The sequence below is a fragment of the Treponema phagedenis genome (genome assembly GCF_008153345.1).
Classification (GTDB): domain Bacteria; phylum Spirochaetota; class Spirochaetia; order Treponematales; family Treponemataceae; genus Treponema; species Treponema phagedenis.
In genome coordinates, this window is record NZ_CP042818.1 from 1,683,844 (window position 1) to 1,701,743 (window position 17,900).

Genomic DNA, 17,900 nt, shown 5'->3' on the forward strand with positions numbered 1-17,900 from the left:
TTAATTACCTCTGTTGCCACTTTTGATTATATCTTGAGCGGCAGAATTCGGCTGTTCGTATGCTGAAGCACATACGGAAGCCGAATTTTTTCCAAAACAAAAAGTGCCAAGCTTATATGCCTGCATGCCCTTTAATAAAGGATCGAGCCTTTACCGCATATTCAAAAGGATTTGCCAATGCGGGATCCTGTTCGGCTTCGACAAGCAGCCATCCTTCATAGCCGTGCTCGGCAAGTATTTTAAATACCGTGTCAAAATCAATGCAGCCGTCGCCGGGTACCGTGAAGGCACCGAGTCTGACTCCCTGCAAAAAACTGAGATGCTCATCTTTTATTTTTTTTACAATTTCCGGGCGGATATCTTTGAGGTGTACGTGCTTAATGCGATTTACATATTTTTTTAAAAAGGCAATATGATCTTCGCCCGAGTATACAAGATGACCGGTATCATAGAGTAAGTACACCAGTTCCGGATTGGTTTCGCTCATCATGCGGTCAACTTCTTCGGTTGTTTGTACCACGGTTCCCATATGATGATGGTATACAATTTTCATTCCTTTTTCTTTTGCTAGTTCCCCTAATTTATTTAATCCCTCACAAAGCAGTTTCCATTCAGAATCATTCATGATGTGTTTTTTTTCAAACACGGGTGTGTCCATTTGCCCTTGAATACTGTTCCCCTGTTCCGACACGACAATAACCTTTGCCCCCATTGCGTGCAGAAAATCCCGGTGTTGAATAAAATTCTTTTTTGTTTCTTCAAAGGGTTTGGTGGTTAAAAATGCACTGAACCATGCGCTTGCCACACGCAAGCCTCTGATGTCCAGATACTTTTTTAAAACAGCCGGATCGCGCGGGTATTTATTCCCGATCTCCGTTCCTTTGAATCCGGCAAGAGCCATTTCGCTGATGCACTGCTCAAATGAATTTTCTTTTCCTAAATCGGGCATGTCATCATTTGTCCATGCAATCGGCGCAATTCCTAAGTGAACCTTCTGTGAATCAAACATACTCTACTCCTATAAAAATTGTTGAGGAATCGTTATATTCCGAAAAAACTTTTTCCTTATTTTTTAAGGTAAAGCCAACTTAATACTTCCTTGCGGAATCTAAATGCGTTATTCTGTTTTTATAAGCATTTTGAACGGATTTTGAATTTGATGTTTCCGCAATTCCTACGTGCCACCATGCTTCATATCCGTCGGTCATGGTCTTTGGCAAAACTTTTATATCGATTAAAACGGACTGCGTATCTTTTTTTGCTTTTTTTAAAGCATCTTCCAACTCTTCGTATGTTTTTGCAGTGTATGAACTAAGACCATATCCTTTTGCAATCATCGCATAATCGATCGGAATCAGAGCCCCGTCTTGCTTCCCGCTGGCTTCATTCCTAAACCGGAATTCGGTTGCAAGGCTTGCCATTCCCTGACTCATTTGCAGATTATTGATGCAACCGAAGCCGCAGTTATCAAAAAGAAGAATGATTATTTTTGCACCTTCTTGCCGTGCGGTAACCAACTCGGAATGCAGCATTATAAAAGCACCGTCTCCGACCATGCTGTACACAGGCAGGTCGGGCTTTGCAAGTTTTGTACCGAAGGCGGCGGCAATTTCATATCCCATACATGAATAGCCGTATTCAACGTTGTATGAATCAACAGAGTCGGTTGTCCACATTCGCTGTAAGTCGCCCGGCAAACTGCCCGAGGCTCCCACAATAACCGCATTCGGTTCTATTGTTTTTCTGATAAGCGCAATAGCCGATGTTTGGGTAATGGTGCCGCCCGTTGCTTTTACAAAATCTTTTAAGCTTGATTTTGTTCTTGCTTTTACCAAGGGCTCCATAGTGTTGCTGTAGCGAATAGCGGCAAGGCGCTGCATTTCGGCATCCCACAAATGTTTTGCCTCCGTTATTTCTTTTTTATATGCGCTTTTGTATCCGATCTTTTTTAAAAGCTTTTGAAGTTTTTTTATGCAGACAAGCGCATCTCCAATAATTCCGGTACCGTCCATTTTGAGTGCGTGGTACGCACTTACGTTTATCGAAAGAAATTGTACCGCCTTGTTTTGAAAGAGGAATTTTGAAGCGGTGGTAAAATCGGTGAATCGAGTTCCAACACCAATTACAAGATCCGCATCTTTTGCAATTATATTTGCGGCAAGGTTTCCGGTTACGCCCAAACCTCCAAGATTGAGCGCAGTACTTGAAGGAATGACTCCTTTGCCCGCCTGTGTTTCCGCAAAAGGAATGGTGTATTGTTCACAGAATTTACGCAGTTCATTTCCCGCATTTGAATAGCGCACGCCGCCGCCGCAGATTACAAGCGGCTTTTTTGATTTTGCAATAAGCTCCGCCGCTTTTTCTAAGAGTTCGGAATCCGGTTCCTGTCGGCGAATACTATGAACGCGCTCGGCAAAAAAATAATCGGGGAAATCGTAGGATTCGCCTTGCACATCCTGCGGAAGCGAAATACAGACGCCGCCTGTTTCCGCAGGATCGGTTAACACCCGCATGGCGGAAAGCAGAGCGGTCATCAACTGCTCGGGACGGTAAACTCTGTCCCAGTATCTGGTTACCGGTTTAAACGCATCGCTTGTTGTAATAGAAAGATTGCTCGGCTGCTCAATTTGCTGCAAAACAGGATCGGGCTGACGGGTGGCAAACGTATCTCCGGTGAAAACAAGAAGAGGAAGGTTATTTGCGGTTGCAAGTGCTGCTGCCGTTACCATATTTGCGGCACCGGGACCTATGGATGAAGTACAGGCAATAATTTTTTTTCTATTGTGTTGTTTTGCAAAACCGATTGCGGCATGGCACATCCCTTGTTCATTTCTGCCCTGATATACTCGTAAGGCACCCGGGTTTTCGTCAAGTGCTTCTCCTAAGCCGCAGACATTTCCGTGCCCAAAAAGAGTAAAGATTCCTTCAACAAATTTTATTTTTTTACCGTCTTGAGAAATCCATTGGTTATCGAGAAATTTCACAATAGCTTGTCCCACAGTCATGCGTGCCATGATTTCCTCCCAAAAGATACTGAAAAGCTCTATAGCTTTATTCTTTTCATAAAGCTTATCATTGAAATTCCCATAAGTCAACAAAAAAATTTGAAAATATACTCAAAATATATCAAAGTTTTAACTTGAAAATACCCAAAACTGTGTTAAGATACCGGGAGCGAGATAATCGACAGCTTAAATTCAAAATGAATATATCTTGCGGTACTAAGTATAAATTACGGGGAGGGCTTTAAAACCGGTATAATGTTTTGTAATTACGTTGCTATTAGTAATTTATTAACCATAACGGCTCGCAGAGTCAGCATTACTATGGTAAATTGCTCACCGTTGCGCCGTGTCGAGCTCTTTTTTATAAAATTTTTTACGATTTGTATAAAATGCATTAAGAAAAATCATCGAGTTATCAAAAACGTTATACTACTATTTTAGACAATAAACGAATTCAAATGCGTGTAAAAACGGTTCTCTTTTTAAGAAAAAATTTATAAAGAACCATCTTGCATATTTTTAAAAATAAGATATAATAAAAAAAAATTACTTAAGGGAGATTTACTGCTTTATATGTGCCCCGATTTGTTTAAAAAATTCTCACTATATTTTGTATTTTGGCATGAAATTCTCTCTCTCTCTCTCTCTCTCTCTTCATTAATAAAAAAAACGGATTCATTACCGGAAAAATTGAGTCCGGTTTTCAATATAGTTTATTTTTAAAAATACGAGTTTTACAGCTTCAAAAATTCAAAAATATTTCACTTTTTTCCTTTACCGACATTATTTGTCGGGGGAGGTGTGATAGAATATGAACATGAATAAGAAAGAAGGCAAAGTCCAGTTTTGGCGTTTATTAAAAATTGATGAGCTTATCCGCGGAAAAAAATATCCGACGGCAAAGTCCTTGGCAAAGGAATTTGAAGTGAGCACTCGAACAATTGAGCGGGATATAGAATTTTTGCGGGATATGTACAATGCGCCTATATCCTATGATTATAGCAAGCGCGGATATAAATACACAAGTGATTCGTTCTTTTAAAAAAGTATTTTCCTCACTGAAGAGGAATTCTTTTCCGTTGCAATCTTTGAAAAACTTTTGCGGCAATACCGCAACACTCCCATTCAAGATACATTAAAGGGCTTATTTAAAAAACTTTTAGCAACAGTTCCGGAGGATACCGTTTCGGTGGATACTTTTTTGGATGGACGAATCGGTGAGCCTTATTTCGGAGCCGGCACCGGATATTAAGCGGGAGGTTTTTTCTTCTGTTTTTGAGGCGGTTAAAATGCGGCATCCGATTAACTTTTTGTATCGGGGTTTAAAAGACGATGCGCACGAAGAAAGAAAGATTTATCCGTATCATATTGTTTGCCAACGCGGCATGTGGTATGTAATCGGGTTTTGCTGCGCCGCAAAGGAGATGCGTATTTTTGCCCTGCCGCGAATGCTGGATATTAATATTGTATCGAATACGCAATTTGAAAAGCCCGCCGATTTTAATGCAGAAGACTACATCGATAAAAATATGGGTGTATGGATAACAGAGCGCGAGCCCTTTACTGTGCGGCTTTTGTTTGCGCCTGCGGTTGCCCTTTTTGCGGAAGAGCGGATTTGGAGCGATAAGCAAACCACAAGGGTAAACAGCGACCAATCCGTTGAAGTGAGTTTTACCACCACGCAGCTTTCCGAAATAAAACGTTTTGTTTTGGGACAGGGAGCCATGGTGCAAGTCCTTGAGCCGCAGGAATTAATTGACGCGGTAAAGGCGGAAGCGCAAAAAGTAAAAGAGCTGTATGGGTGATAGCTCGGAGTTAAGCGGTAATCAACGCATATGCGGGGATTAAATATATTCATTTTGCAAGAGAGGAAACTTGCGGGAGGAGGAATTACTACCCATGTCAAATGATGAAAAACTTATTTTTTCACGGTACTTACCGACTGTTGAACGTGGAGATTTCGGTGTGCAATGTAACCCTGAGCTTATCTGTTACGATGGTGCAATAGCTGCTCCCGATATGAAGCAAACCTTTTATTGGATGATAAAGTGTGCCGAACAAGGCGACGTAAAAGCTCAATACAACCTCGCCCTCATGTACTCCTACGGCGGCGGCGCCCCGCTCGACAAAAAACAAGCCGCTTACTGGTTCCGCAAAGCCTACGAAAATGGATATACGGAAGCAGAAGATGTGCGGGGAAAAAAGGTGCGGAAGGGTAAAAACTGAACCCGCACCATACAAAGGTAATCACTGCTTTGCGGCGATTAAATATATTTTTAATTTTGCAAGGGTTAAGGAGGTGTTCCATGCGAAATATAAAAAAAAACAATACTTGCTTGCTTATTATTAAGTGTGTGTATCGTGGTACCGGTTTTCGGCGGTGGTTCGAAAGAAACAGAGGGGCTATCACTTAGAAGCCCTTTTCAGGTGATGGCATTCGTTGAAGAGACGTTGTCTTCGAAAAAGACTCCGTCCGACAAAGAAGTTCCGTCTTTTGAAGAAACACAACAAAAAGCCGAGCAAGGTGATGGGGAGGCTCAATACCTTTTGGCATCCATGTATTGGGAGGGGAATGGGACTCTCGTTGATAAAAAAAATCCATTTATTGGCTAACACAGTCTGCCGAACAGGGGTACGCCCCGGCTCAGCGTTTACTCGGACTTTTTCCTGTGTACCTTAATACACCGCAGCACGAATTAATGTTAAATCATAAACAAGTTATTTATTGGATGACAAAAGCAGCCGAGCAAGAGGATGCTTTTGCTCAATTGATGTTAGGAGATATGTATTTGCGTGGCGAAGTAACATTGGTTGATAAAAAAAAGGCTGCCTATTGGATACGCAAATCTTATGAGAATGGGTGCGACGAGGCAAAAAAGGTTTGGGAAAAAAATAAGCTGTGGCAGTATGCGGATTAAATATAAGTCATACTCAGGGTAATCACTGCTCTGCGGCGATTAAATATATTTTTGGTTTTTGCAAGTTGTGGAAGGCTTGCAAAGAAGAGGAGAGATTTTATGAGAAAAAACACTAGAAAAGAAAAGCATTCTGTACAAAATTAATCTCAAAAAAAAGAACTTTCAAATTGAAATGACAGTAATAGGAATAAATAATCATAGAGGAGAAAAAAATATGAAAAAAATTTTTTACATTTTTGTGCTATGTGCCCTTATCGCTTCTTGCACTTCAACAAATAAAGCCGCCAAAACAGCCGATACCAAATCTCAGTATTTGTATTTATCCAAAAAAGCTAAAAAGGGCGATGCTGAATCCCAGTTTATGCTTGCGAAGATGTATGACAATGGCGAAGGGACAGCCGTTGATAAAAACCAAGCCTTTTACTGGTACACAAAGGCTGCAGAGCAAGGATTTGCATGGGCGCAAAATAATCTTGGCTCGATGTATGACAATGGCGAAGGGACAGCCGTTGATAAAAACCAAGCCTTTTACTGGTACACAAAGGCTGCAGAGCAAGGAGTTGCAGAGGCACAATATAATCTTGGCCGGATGTATTCCAATGGCGAAGGGACAGCCGTTGATAAAAACCAAGCCTTTTACTGGTACACAAAGGCTGCAGAGCAAGGATTTGCATGGGCGCAAAATAATCTTGGCTCGATGTATGACAATGGCGAAGGGACAGCCGTTGATAAAAACCAAGCCTTTTACTGGTTCTCAAAGGCTGCAGAGCAAGGATTTGCATGGGCGCAAAATAATCTTGGCCGGATGTATTCCAATGGCGAAGGGACAGCCGTTGATAAAAACCAAGCCTTTTACTGGTTCTCAAAGGCTGCAGAGCAAGGATTTGCAGAGGCGCAATGTAATCTTGGCTCGATGTATTACAATGGCGAAGGGACAGACGTTGACAAAAACCAAGCTTTTTACTGGTTCTCAAAGGCTGCAGAGCAAGGACATGCAAAGGCCCAATATAATCTTGGCTTGATGTATGACAATGGCGAAGGGACAGCCGTTAACAAAAAACAGGCTTTTTACTGGTACACAAAGGCTGCAGAGCAAGGAGTTGCAGAGGCCCAATATAATCTTGGTTGGATGTATGACAACGGTAAAGGCACTGCCGTTAATAAAAAACAGGCTCTTTATTGGTATACAAAATCAGCAAAACAGGGAGATTCATTTGGACAAAATAATCTTGGAATAATGTATCTTAACGGCAACGGAATAGCTGTCGATACCGATAAAGCTCATCATTGGCTATCAATGTCAGCAAAACAGGGAAATGCTATGGCACAATACAATCTCGGTACCATATACTTTGAAGAGGCAAATAAAAGAAGAAATGACAGATGGTGGGCGAAATTTAAAAAATACACGCTAATAATCATTAATTTTATTTGCCAGATTATTACAAATCAAACTGATACAAACAGCAATTGGAACAAAGCGGCAGCAATATCTAAACAGGGTATTGATGCGATTAGCCCTTTTATTGAAACTGAAGAAAACGACAGTAACGATCCTACGGTTTATGACGAAAAAGCTTTTTATTGGTTCACTAAATCAGCAAAACAAGGACACGCAGGGGCTCAATATTATCTTGGGCTTATATATTATAACGGATACGGAACAAAATCGGATAAAAAGACAGCCGCTTATTGGTTAAGAAAATCTTATGCAAATGGTTTAGAAGAAGCAAAGAAAACTTTGAATGATCTTTGGTTATCTAATTATTAATTTTACAGCAACTATAAGTGCTGAGCTGTCTAATAATACAAAAATCATAAGCTATCATATGAAGCGAATATATTATAACAAATACTAATTGGCACTAAGGAGAAAAAAATGAGTGGATTAAAAATATTTTTTATGAAGATTAAAGAGCCGTTTATACATACCAAAGAGGCATGGGTAAACCTAACCGATTGGCTAAGCATGGCATCTTCCATTACATTAATGATGATCGGTATTGCGGGTATTATATTTGTTTTAATCTTTTCATTAAGAATATTAAACAAAAAAAATAAATCTAAAACCGTAGCGAGTTTGGTCTTGGTTTCTTGCACTGTTCTCAGTTGCCTTTGTATGATTCCGACTATTGCGGGTTTTAATTCTTATGTAACTAAAAGTTTTAAGCAAGGAGAAATTGCCAAGCTTACTGAAGAAATCGAAAATAGAAGACTTAAAAAAGAAAATGCGGAAAAAGAGCTGGAACTAATGAAAAAAGAAAAAGAACTTATAAAAAAACAAGTAGATATTGATAAAAAATCAATAGAAATTGAAGGGCTGCAAGATAGCTTAAGACTTTTGAATAATACTATGTTAAACGTACAAAGTTTTAGAGAAATATTAGAGGCAGCATTACTGGAGACTGATTTTCAACAAACGAAAATGGATAGAGAGCGATTCTCCATTGAAAAAGGTTGGGGATTAAAGGCGGACTACTATTACGATGAAGCTCTTGTGGTTCAAACCTATAACTTTAAGGGAGTTTTCGGTATTGACTTAAAGGATGTTAAAATAAAAACATCTAAAGATGCAAATAATATATTATGGGTATCAGGAATAAAACAAAAACTGATCGGTATACGGGAGTATGAGGCTTCTACGAAAGTTTGTGAAATGAGGCGGGTGGATGTAAAAAAGGACGGTAAAGAATATAGAATTTTAAATGACTCTAAATCGCAAGACCGTGCAAAAGAATATGGAGAAAACTGTAGAAATACTTATCAAGACCGGCTTAATAAAGGTCTTGAAACAAATTTTTTGGATGATCCCATAAAAAAGTTGGCAAAAAATTTTATAACATTAATATTAGCTCCTTTACAAAAAGAAATAAGGTTTAAAGATGATACGGAACCGGGTGCGGTATCATTGGAAGAATACTTAAATAACGGTTTACAAGAAAAAAAGGAACGCATAGCTTCTTTAGAGCAAAACAATAAAGATATTGAAAAACAGCTGGAGATTGATAAAAAACAATTTGAAGAAGCAAGTAAGCAATTCAAAGAATCTCAGAAAGAATTAGAGGGTGCTCAGAAGGATTTAGACGAACTACAAACCAAACCGAACTCCGCCTCTCTTCCTGCGTCTGATAGAAATGTAAAAACCGAATCGGAAAACGAAGCGGTTCAAAAACCTGATGAACCGGTAAATACTAAACCGCAGGAGGAGTCGCATTCTAAGCTTGACGAAGAACTAGAAAATTCGGTAAACCGCGAATAAGTGATAAGCATCCGTATCACTCGTGGAAAACTACGAAAAAAGAATTTACCACAAGCCTTTATGGAGGGGGCATTCCCCCTTCATAACACAACAAAAAAACATTTTACAAATTCCCGTTTTCGCGGTATGCTTAAGGTATAAACACTGTGCGCGCTTCACTTGGCTTATAAGGACGAGCGGTATTAGTGCGCCGGTGAAGGATGTATGGTATGTCGTCTGTTTTTATGTTTTCGCTGATTGCGGGGTCGGTGCTGGTGATGATTATTGCGATTTCCGTTTTTAAGCAGCATCCGTTTTTGGTTCTTTTGCTGGTGGCAATCGCAACCGGTTTATTGAGCGGTATGCCGGCGGAAGAGGTTATTGCAACGATCAAAACAGGTTTCGGAAATATTCTTGCCGGAATCGGGATTGTAATTATTGCGGGCACTATTATCGGTACCATTCTTGAAAAAACCGGTGCGGCACTTTCGATGGCAACCGCAATATTAAAACTTGTCGGCGAGAAGCGCAGCGTTGCAACAATGGGTATCACCGGCTATATTACCGGCATCCCGGTTTTCTGTGATTCAGGGTTTGTTATTCTTTCGCCTATTGCAAAAGCTTTAAGTAAGCAGACACATGTTTCTCTTGCGGTGATGGCAACAGTGCTTTCAGGCGGATTATACGCTACGCATTGTTTGGTACCGCCAACGCCGGGACCGATTGCGATGGCGGGAACCTTGCATGCGGATTTGGGGCTGACTATTCTGATCGGTTTATGTGTATCGGTGCCGGCAACCCTTGCTGCCCTTGTGTATGCAAAAAAAATTGCCTCAAAGATTACGCTTCACGCCGATTCTTCGGAGAGTGTGCAAGTAGATGATTTGATTGCAAAATACGGCAAACTCCCCGGAGTTTTTCATAGCTTTATTCCGATTATCCTGCCGATTATCCTGATTACCCTAAAATCAATTGCGGACTTTCCAAGCTACCCGTTCGGCTCGGGGGTAGTTAAAGCAATAGTCTCCTTTTTCGGAAATCCTGTTACCGCACTCATACTCGGCGTATTTATCGCACTCACCCTTATTCCAACGGCGGAAAAAGGCAGCGCACTTGCTTGGATAAACGACGGCATTACCAATTCCGCAAATATTCTTGCCATCACTGCGGCAGGCGGCTCTTTCGGCGCAATCCTTGCAAAAATGCCGATAGCGGAAGCTTTAAGCGGCTCCCTGCTCTTTTCGGGACTCGGCGTATTTTTACCGTTTTTGCTTGCCGCCATTCTAAAAACCGCACTCGGCTCTTCAACTGTTTCGATGATTACTACATCCGCCTTACTCGCCCCGATGATGGAAAGCTTGGGCTTTGTCTCTCCGCTCGGCAAAGTGCTGGTACTTATGGCAATCGGTGCGGGCTCCATGACTGTATCGCATGCAAACGATTCTTACTTCTGGGTTGTCTCTCAGTTTTCCGGAATGGACACCAAAACCGCGTATAAATGCCAAACCGGCGTAACCGGCGTTATGGGCATTACCTCGGTACTTGTGGTATTTTTGCTTTCGCTGTTTATTCATTAGGACAGAAATCGATGAAAACGTTTATTCTTGCCCCCGATTCTTTTAAAGGCACCATGTCCGCAATACGAGTTTGCGAGATTCTGAAAGAAAGAATCCTTGCCTATTTTCCCAATGCGAACATCATTGAGATTCCCATTGCGGACGGAGGAGAAGGGAGCGCCGATGCATTTTTGCGGGCGCTTAGCGGAAAGAAAATAAGGCGGACGGCAACCGGCCCCTTGTTTGAAAAAACCGAGGCACGTTATGCCGTTTTGCCCGACAACACGGCGGTAATCGAGATGGCGGCCGCATCGGGGCTTCCGCTTGTCGGGGAAGCAAAAGACCCGAAGCGGACAACCACCTACGGCACCGGAGAGCTTTTAGCCGATGCGGTGCAACGCGGCTGTAAAAATATTATCCTCGCGCTTGGCGGAAGCGCAACAAACGATGGAGGCTGCGGGCTTGCCGCCGCAATGGGCGTTCGCTTTTACGATAAATCCGGCAAAAGCTTTGTACCGGTCGGCGGCACACTTTCGGCCATCAAAAAAATTGACACCGCCGAACTTGATACGCTTTTGCCGAATATCCGCATTACGGCAATCTGCGACGTTGACAACCCGCTTTTCGGCGCACGAGGAGCCGCCGCAGTCTTTGCCCCGCAAAAAGGCGCAAGCGAGGCTGACGTACGCTTCCTCGATGAGCAACTGCAAGCCTTGTATGCAATCGTCAAAACAGAATGGCAGCGCGCCGGCAAAACCTTGCTTCCTGCCGAAACAGCGGGCTTCGGAGCAGCCGGCGGCTTAGGCTTCGGTATGTCCGCCTTCTTCTCCTGCGAGCTTAAATCCGGCATACAAACCGTCCTCGATGCGGTGCATTTTGACGCGCTGCTTTCAAATGCCGACCTCATTTTTACCGGCGAAGGCTGCCTTGACAGCCAAAGCTTACACGGAAAAGTTGTATACGGCGTTACCGCCCGCGCAGCCCGGCACCGCGTACCCGTCATCGCCATTGCAGGCGACATCCTTGAAGGAATCGCCCCCTTATACGAACAAGGCCTTACCGCCGCCTTCAGCACAAACCGCCGCGCCGTCCCCTACGAAAAAGCACGCCTCACCGCCGAACAAGACCTGCGCGCAACGGCAGACAACATCTTACGCCTCTTAGTTAAAAAATAATGTGCCCGAATTGCAAATCAAGACAATTTTATAAAAGAATTCGACACGGCACAAGGGCGAACCCTTTGATTTTCTACCTGTGGTTCGCCTACGAGTTTTAAAGCTTTGTAAACTACTCTGCTTTAAAACATCGTTTGGAATTGAGCAACGGTGGGCAATTTACCATCGGAATGCTTAAATCCGGTTTTAACATCCGTAGCAGTTCTGGCTTTGCGTCCGTGGCAGTTCTGATTTTGACAACGGTGAGCAATTTACCATAGGGCGAAGTTTTGAAAATTTACTGTAACTTCGCCTACGAGTTTTAAAGCTTCAATTTTATAATTTTGTGTTGATGCTTTAAAACATCGTTTGGAATTGAGCAAGGGAGAAGTTTTGAAGATTTACCTTTAACTTCGCCTACGAGTTTTGCCAAATCTCATGTAAAATGACACACGTAAAGCTAAAACCGCACCTTGCAAAAAACTGCAAATCGCAATATCCGAAAACGATAAATGTTTTGGCATAAAAACTTTTTGCTTATTGTCAGTAAAACAGGCAGCGGCTATAATGGGGCGGGAGGTCAGGCTATGAAACAATGGTTTGAAAATGAGTCATTTTGGGCTGAGTATGCACCGGTGATGTTTGATGCGCAACGTTGGGCAGAGGCGCCGGTTGTTGCCGATGCTTTGTTAAAAATTATCGGTGTTGCCGGAGAGAAGGCGAAGGAGACTTGTATTTTAGATGCGGGTTGCGGAACAGGCAGGATTTCACTTGAACTTGCCTTGCGCGGGGCAAAAGTTACCGGCGTAGACCTTATTCTTCCGTTTTTAAATGCAGCGCGGGACTCTGCTCAGGATGAAGAAGTTGATATTGAGCTTATTCAAGCGGATTTACGAAAATTTCTGCGTCCCGAGGGGTTTCATGCGGCGATTTCTCTGTATACGAGTTTCGGATATTGTGAAACGGTGGAAGAAGATATGAAGATTTTGAAAAATATTGCGGATTCTTTAAAGCCCCAGGGTTGGTTTATTTTGGAAATGATCGGCAGAGAGATTGCCGTGCGGGATTTTACCGAAGGAGAGTGGTTTGAGCGCGGCGGTTTTACGGTGCTGACTCAATTTTCAGTTGTGGGTGCATGGGAAGGACTTTCTTCTCGCTGGATTTTATATGATGAGCAGGGGAGGAAAGCGGATCATACGTTTGTGCAACGACTGTATTCTGCTATTGAGTTAAAGCGGCTGATGCTTGCCTGCGGTTTTTCTTCAGTGGAAATTTACGGTGATTTTGCTTTTTCTCCTTATAATGAGAAGGCGCGGACAATGGTGCTTGTCGGAAGAAAATAGTCTTGCGCCGGCGGCAAGGCAATTTTCTGGGTATTGAAGAGGCGAAAACGGATGAATAATATACGGATAATTAAGCGAGCTGAGGTGCTGGGCTATTGTATGGGGGTGCGGAAGGCTGTTGATGCGGTTTTTTCCGTAATAAAGCAGGGGCATGGCAATGTTTTAACATATGGGCCGCTTATTCATAATCCTGCAACAATGCGGGCTTTACAAAAAGAGGGGGTAAAAATTCTTGACCCCGAGTCTTTTGAACCTGATTCTAAGCTCGCGGGTAATACGGTGATTATCCGCGCACACGGTATTTCCCCCGAAAAGCGTGTGGCGCTTGAAAACAGCGGCGCGCGACTTGTTGATGCAACTTGTCCGCGCGTGGTATCAAGTCAGATGCGGGCAAAAAAACACGCGGAAAAAGGCCTGCCGGTTATTCTTGCAGGCGATAAAAACCATGGAGAGCTTATCGGTATTGCCGGTTATGTGCGTTCGGTGAAAGGTGCGCAATGTTTTGGCGTGCAAAATGCGGAAGAAGCTGCACGTCTTAGTTTTGATGCGGACGAGGCGGTTCTCATTGCGCAAACTACCATTAAACAGAGTGAGTATAATGCAATTGCGGATGTGTTGAGGCGGAAGGTGAAAAACCTTCTGGTGCTTAATACAATTTGTTCCGCAACGGAGGAACGCCAAATTGCGCTAAAAAAACTTTCGTTGGAAGTTGACGCGGTGCTCATAATCGGAGGAAAAAACTCCGCAAACACGCAGCGGCTTTTGCAAACCGCAAAGGATATCCCTTTGCCCGCGTGGCTGGTAGAAACAGCGAAAGATATTCCTAAAGAAATTTATCAATTCAGATCGGTCGGAATATCAGCCGGAGCTTCTACACCGGATTTTATTATTGATCAGGTAGAAAAAGCCTTACGCGAAACTCATTAGGTGTAAATTAAAAAAAAGTGTAATTTTTTGTAACCCCTAAAAGGCGGTTGAAATAGATTATGTTCCCTTGTGGATATAGCAAAGACATCCAATAACACATCGAAGACTGAGTGTAAATTTAAGAAAAAACCGATTTTGAGACCTAAAAGACTTGCCGAGGAAAAAGCTTGTCGCAGTTTTTATGCAGCGTTGCAGAGGGGGTAGCCAGAATAACAAATTCGTTGCTCGTGTAAGGCAGAAGCCAAGCTTTGAGTGGACGAACGAAAAGCCTTGCTCGTGTTAATCAAAGGCAACGGATTTTTATGGAGGCGAGGGGGAGACTTCCCCCTCTTTAAAATTTAAAAAGATACGGCAAAAATACCGCTTGAAGTCTTTTTGATTCTGTGTGTGCTCCGATATTTTGTAGCGGTTTTACAAATTTTTTTTCCACCTCTTGCTTTTTTTCTTTTTTTTCATTATAGTGCCTAGCTTAGATAACTTTTGCAATTCATTGCGTTTTTCGCATACACTTGCGGCTTTGCAGATAGTACGCAAAATCTACAAAAATGAGGTATAAAAATTATGAGTAGTGATATTTCTAAAATGAGGAATATCGGTATCAGCGCACACATTGACTCGGGGAAAACGACTCTTTCCGAGCGTATTCTTTTTTACTGTGACAGGATTCATGCGGTTCATGAAGTTCGCGGAAAAGACGGTGTCGGCGCTACAATGGATAATATGGAGTTGGAACGGGAGCGCGGAATTACTATTCAGTCCGCTTCGACACAGGTAAAATGGAAGGATCACACCATTAACGTTATCGACACACCCGGGCACGTTGACTTTACAATTGAGGTTGAGCGTTCGTTGCGGGTTTTGGACGGGGCAATTTTAGTGCTTTGTTCCGTTGCCGGTGTGCAGTCTCAGTCAATTACGGTTGACCGCCAGTTGAAGCGGTATCATGTTCCGCGTATTGCTTTTGTGAATAAATGCGACAGAACGGGGGCAAATCCGCTGAAGGTGCGCATGCAGTTGCGGGAAAAACTCGGGCTGAATGCGTATATGATGCAGCTTCCGATCGGGCTTGAGGATAAGCTTGAGGGTGTGGTTGATCTTGTTACGATGAAGGCAATTTATTTTGAAGGCGATAGCGGAACGGAGTTGCGGCTTGCAGAAATCCCCGCACATATGGTGGATGATGCAAAAAAATATCGCGAAGAAATGCTTGATGCCGCTTCTATGTTCTCCGATGAGCTTGCGGAAGCCTTCCTTGAAGGAACCGAAACCGAGGATATGATTCGTGCGGCGGTGCGAAAGGGTACGCTTGCCGAGCAGTTTGTGCCGGTATTCTGCGGTTCCGCCTATAAGAACAAGGGGATACAGCCGCTTTTGGATGCGGTTACCTATTATCTGCCGGATCCGACCGAGATTAAAAATATTGCACTCAATCTTGATAAGAATGAAGAGCCGGTTACGCTTTCAAATGATCCGGATGCACCGGTTGTTGCGCTCGGTTTTAAGCTTGAGGACGGAAAATACGGGCAGCTTACCTACGTTCGGGTGTATCAGGGAACGCTTAAAAAAGGCGGCGAGTTGTATAATGTGCGAGCCCGCAAGAAGTTTAAGGTTGGACGTTTGGTTCGAATGAATTCCGCCGAGATGGAAGATATTAACGAGGGAGCGCCGGGCGATATTGTTGCGCTTTTCGGTATTGATTGCGCTTCAGGCGACACGTTCTGCGGTGAGGATTTGAATTACGCAATGACTTCAATGTTTGTGCCCGATCCGGTTATTTCTCTTTCAATTACGCCGAAGGATAAAAAGGCTGCCGATCAGATGGCAAAGGCGCTGAATCGTTTTACCAAAGAAGACCCGACATTCAGAACGCACGTTGACCCTGAATCTAATCAAACAATTATTCAGGGTATGGGCGAGCTGCACCTTGATGTGTACATTGAGCGTATGCGCCGTGAATATAAATGCGATGTGGAAACCGGTATGCCGCAGGTCGCCTATCGAGAGGCAATCAGTCAGCATGCGGACTTTAATTATACGCATAAAAAGCAAACCGGCGGTGCCGGACAATTCGGTAGGGTTGCAGGCTTTATTGAGCCGATTACCGAGCAGGATTACGAGTTTGTCGATAACATCAAAGGCGGTGTTATTCCGAATGAGTATATTCCTTCTTGTGATAAAGGTTTTAGAGCCGCTATTAAGAAAGGTACGTTGATAGGATTCCCGATTGTAGGAATTCGGGCTACTATTAATGACGGACAATACCACCCGGTTGACTCTTCGGATATGGCTTTCCAAGCGGCGGCAATCGGTGCTTTCCGTGAAGCGTATAAAAAAGCAAATCCTATTGTGCTTGAACCGATTATGAAAGTGTCGGTTGAAGGTCCTCAAGAATTTCAAGGGAATATCTTCGGGTTGATTAACCAGCGCAGAGGAATTATTATATCTTCTACTGAAGATGAGCAATTTACTCGTGTTGATGCGGAAGTTCCTTTAAGTGAAATGTTCGGATTTTCAACGGTTCTCCGTTCTTCTACGCAAGGAAAAGCGGAATATTCAATGGAGTTTGCAAAATACGGTAAAGCTCCTCAAAGTATTATGGAAAAATTGGTCAAAGAATACGAAGAAAAGCGAAAAGCGGAACAAAAATAGGAGGGCGGCATGATTAAAAAAGACTTAGTTGAGCGCAGTTCTGTGCGTAACTTTGAAAAAGCATTGGATGGAGGCTTACGGGCAGGTGAAATCGGTGTTATTACTTCCGGAAAAGGAAGCGGTAAAACATCGTTGCTTGTGCAACTCGGGCTTGATCAACTTCTGCAAGATAAATTTGTTGTGCATATTTCTTTTAGTCAGCATGTTGATTATGCAATGACGTGGTACAAAGATATGTTCAAAGATCTTGCAGAAAAAAAACATCTTGATAAAAAAGATGAAGTGCGGGATCAAATGGTTGCAAACAGAATCATTCTTAACTTTAACCAAGAGACGGTGCGTACTTCTCAAATTGTTAAGACGATTCGCGCCTTAACCGAAGGCGGTTCAAAACCTTCCGTGTTAATGATCGATGACTTTAATTTTGTGAAAGCCCTGCCTGAAGCAATGGAGCAGATGAAATCATTTGCAAAAGAGATGGGGCTTACGATTTGGTATACGGCAGCGGAAGATGTGCGCAGTTGCAAGATTGCGGATACCTTGGCAAAATATGTTGATGACATTGATATTATTCTTTATCTTGAACCGCAAAATGACAGCATAAAAATCCAAGCGCTGAAAGTACATGATAAAACGGCATTTGATACCGGCATTAAGCTTGATACAAAAACAATGCTGATAACCGATAAATAAGACTTTTTTGCTCAGTTTTGCAATATACTTTTTATTTTTCGCAAGTCCTGCTTTTTCGGGCAGGGCTTGCGGAATACGAAGTATAGAGTTTGTTCCCATCCTCTTCCTCAAAAACAACACATTTTTATGCTGAAAACTCTTCCGCTTCATTTTTCGTACGCGCCTATTTACATCGTTTTGCGCATCTGGAAAGACCGCCTTCGTTTACGAGCGTGCCGTTCTTTTGATACCTCGATCGGTTTTCGTAATCCTGCTCAATACAAATCAAGACAATTTTATACAAAAGAGTGCGACACAACGGTTAGTTTTTGACGTCCATGTCAAAAACTAACCTATGAGTTTAAAAACTCCTATCATAAAAAAGAGGTAGTTTTAAAACTCATTTCTGCGTGGAACCACCGCCGTCCGTGGCGGTTC

15 protein-coding genes are annotated in these 17,900 nt (G+C 42.8%); 13 read left to right on the forward strand and 2 right to left on the reverse strand.

Annotated features, from left to right (window positions below; genetic code table 11):
• Positions 1 to 112 precede the first annotated feature (112 nt).
• Positions 113 to 1,009, reverse strand: coding sequence for a myo-inosose-2 dehydratase (gene iolE / locus FUT79_RS07435; RefSeq protein ID WP_024753603.1), 897 nt, complete (start codon positions 1,007 to 1,009; stop codon positions 113 to 115).
• Positions 1,010 to 1,088: 79 nt separating this feature from the next.
• Positions 1,089 to 3,014, reverse strand: a complete 1,926-nt coding sequence (gene iolD / locus FUT79_RS07440; protein ID WP_024753604.1) for a 3D-(3,5/4)-trihydroxycyclohexane-1,2-dione acylhydrolase (decyclizing) — start codon at positions 3,012 to 3,014, stop codon at positions 1,089 to 1,091.
• A gap of 802 nt (positions 3,015 to 3,816) precedes the next feature.
• Between iolD and FUT79_RS15535 the strand changes: the two genes are divergently transcribed.
• The 13 genes from FUT79_RS15535 (at position 3,817) to FUT79_RS07505 (ending at position 17,483) form a co-directional block, all read left to right on the forward strand.
• Positions 3,817 to 4,047 carry a helix-turn-helix transcriptional regulator gene (locus tag FUT79_RS15535; protein ID WP_238570024.1) on the forward strand — a complete coding sequence of 77 codons (231 nt, stop codon included), beginning with the start codon at positions 3,817 to 3,819 and terminating at the stop codon, positions 4,045 to 4,047.
• 163 nt (positions 4,048 to 4,210) lie between these two features.
• The gene (locus tag FUT79_RS15540) at positions 4,211 to 4,810 is read left to right on the forward strand and encodes a helix-turn-helix transcriptional regulator (protein ID WP_238570025.1); all 600 of its coding nucleotides are present in this window, start codon (positions 4,211 to 4,213) and stop codon (positions 4,808 to 4,810) included.
• Positions 4,811 to 4,904: 94 nt separating this feature from the next.
• On the forward strand, positions 4,905 to 5,231 hold the full coding sequence (locus FUT79_RS07450) for a tetratricopeptide repeat protein (protein WP_024753605.1): 327 nt from the start codon (positions 4,905 to 4,907) through the stop codon (positions 5,229 to 5,231).
• Between the two features lie 204 nt (positions 5,232 to 5,435).
• Positions 5,436 to 5,618 (forward strand): hypothetical protein, encoded by a 183-nt coding sequence (locus FUT79_RS07455; RefSeq protein ID WP_024753606.1) that lies wholly within the window; start codon positions 5,436 to 5,438, stop codon positions 5,616 to 5,618.
• 86 nt (positions 5,619 to 5,704) lie between these two features.
• Positions 5,705 to 5,923, forward strand: a complete 219-nt coding sequence (locus FUT79_RS07465) for an SEL1-like repeat protein (RefSeq protein ID WP_024753607.1) — start codon at positions 5,705 to 5,707, stop codon at positions 5,921 to 5,923.
• A 214-nt stretch (positions 5,924 to 6,137) separates the two neighbouring features.
• Entirely contained in the window at positions 6,138 to 7,694 is a 1,557-nt protein-coding gene (locus tag FUT79_RS07470) for a tetratricopeptide repeat protein (protein WP_187426834.1), read from the forward strand.
• Between the two features lie 108 nt (positions 7,695 to 7,802).
• Positions 7,803 to 9,182, forward strand: a complete 1,380-nt coding sequence (locus FUT79_RS07475) for a hypothetical protein (RefSeq protein ID WP_024753609.1) — start codon at positions 7,803 to 7,805, stop codon at positions 9,180 to 9,182.
• A 209-nt stretch (positions 9,183 to 9,391) separates the two neighbouring features.
• Positions 9,392 to 10,738 (forward strand): GntP family permease, encoded by a 1,347-nt coding sequence (locus tag FUT79_RS07480; RefSeq protein ID WP_024752565.1) that lies wholly within the window; start codon positions 9,392 to 9,394, stop codon positions 10,736 to 10,738.
• An 11-nt stretch (positions 10,739 to 10,749) separates the two neighbouring features.
• Positions 10,750 to 11,892 carry a glycerate kinase family protein gene (locus FUT79_RS07485; protein ID WP_148878958.1) on the forward strand — a complete coding sequence of 381 codons (1,143 nt, stop codon included), beginning with the start codon at positions 10,750 to 10,752 and terminating at the stop codon, positions 11,890 to 11,892.
• A 566-nt stretch (positions 11,893 to 12,458) separates the two neighbouring features.
• The gene (locus FUT79_RS07490) at positions 12,459 to 13,214 is read left to right on the forward strand and encodes a class I SAM-dependent methyltransferase (RefSeq protein ID WP_024752567.1); all 756 of its coding nucleotides are present in this window, start codon (positions 12,459 to 12,461) and stop codon (positions 13,212 to 13,214) included.
• A gap of 51 nt (positions 13,215 to 13,265) precedes the next feature.
• Positions 13,266 to 14,141 carry a 4-hydroxy-3-methylbut-2-enyl diphosphate reductase gene (ispH, locus tag FUT79_RS07495; protein WP_039943543.1) on the forward strand — a complete coding sequence of 292 codons (876 nt, stop codon included), beginning with the start codon at positions 13,266 to 13,268 and terminating at the stop codon, positions 14,139 to 14,141.
• Positions 14,142 to 14,702: 561 nt separating this feature from the next.
• A complete protein-coding gene (gene fusA / locus FUT79_RS07500) occupies positions 14,703 to 16,790 on the forward strand; it encodes an elongation factor G (RefSeq protein ID WP_148889458.1) in 2,088 nt (695 codons plus the stop codon).
• Between the two features lie 9 nt (positions 16,791 to 16,799).
• Positions 16,800 to 17,483, forward strand: coding sequence for a hypothetical protein (locus tag FUT79_RS07505; protein ID WP_024752570.1), 684 nt, complete (start codon positions 16,800 to 16,802; stop codon positions 17,481 to 17,483).
• Positions 17,484 to 17,900 lie beyond the last annotated feature (417 nt).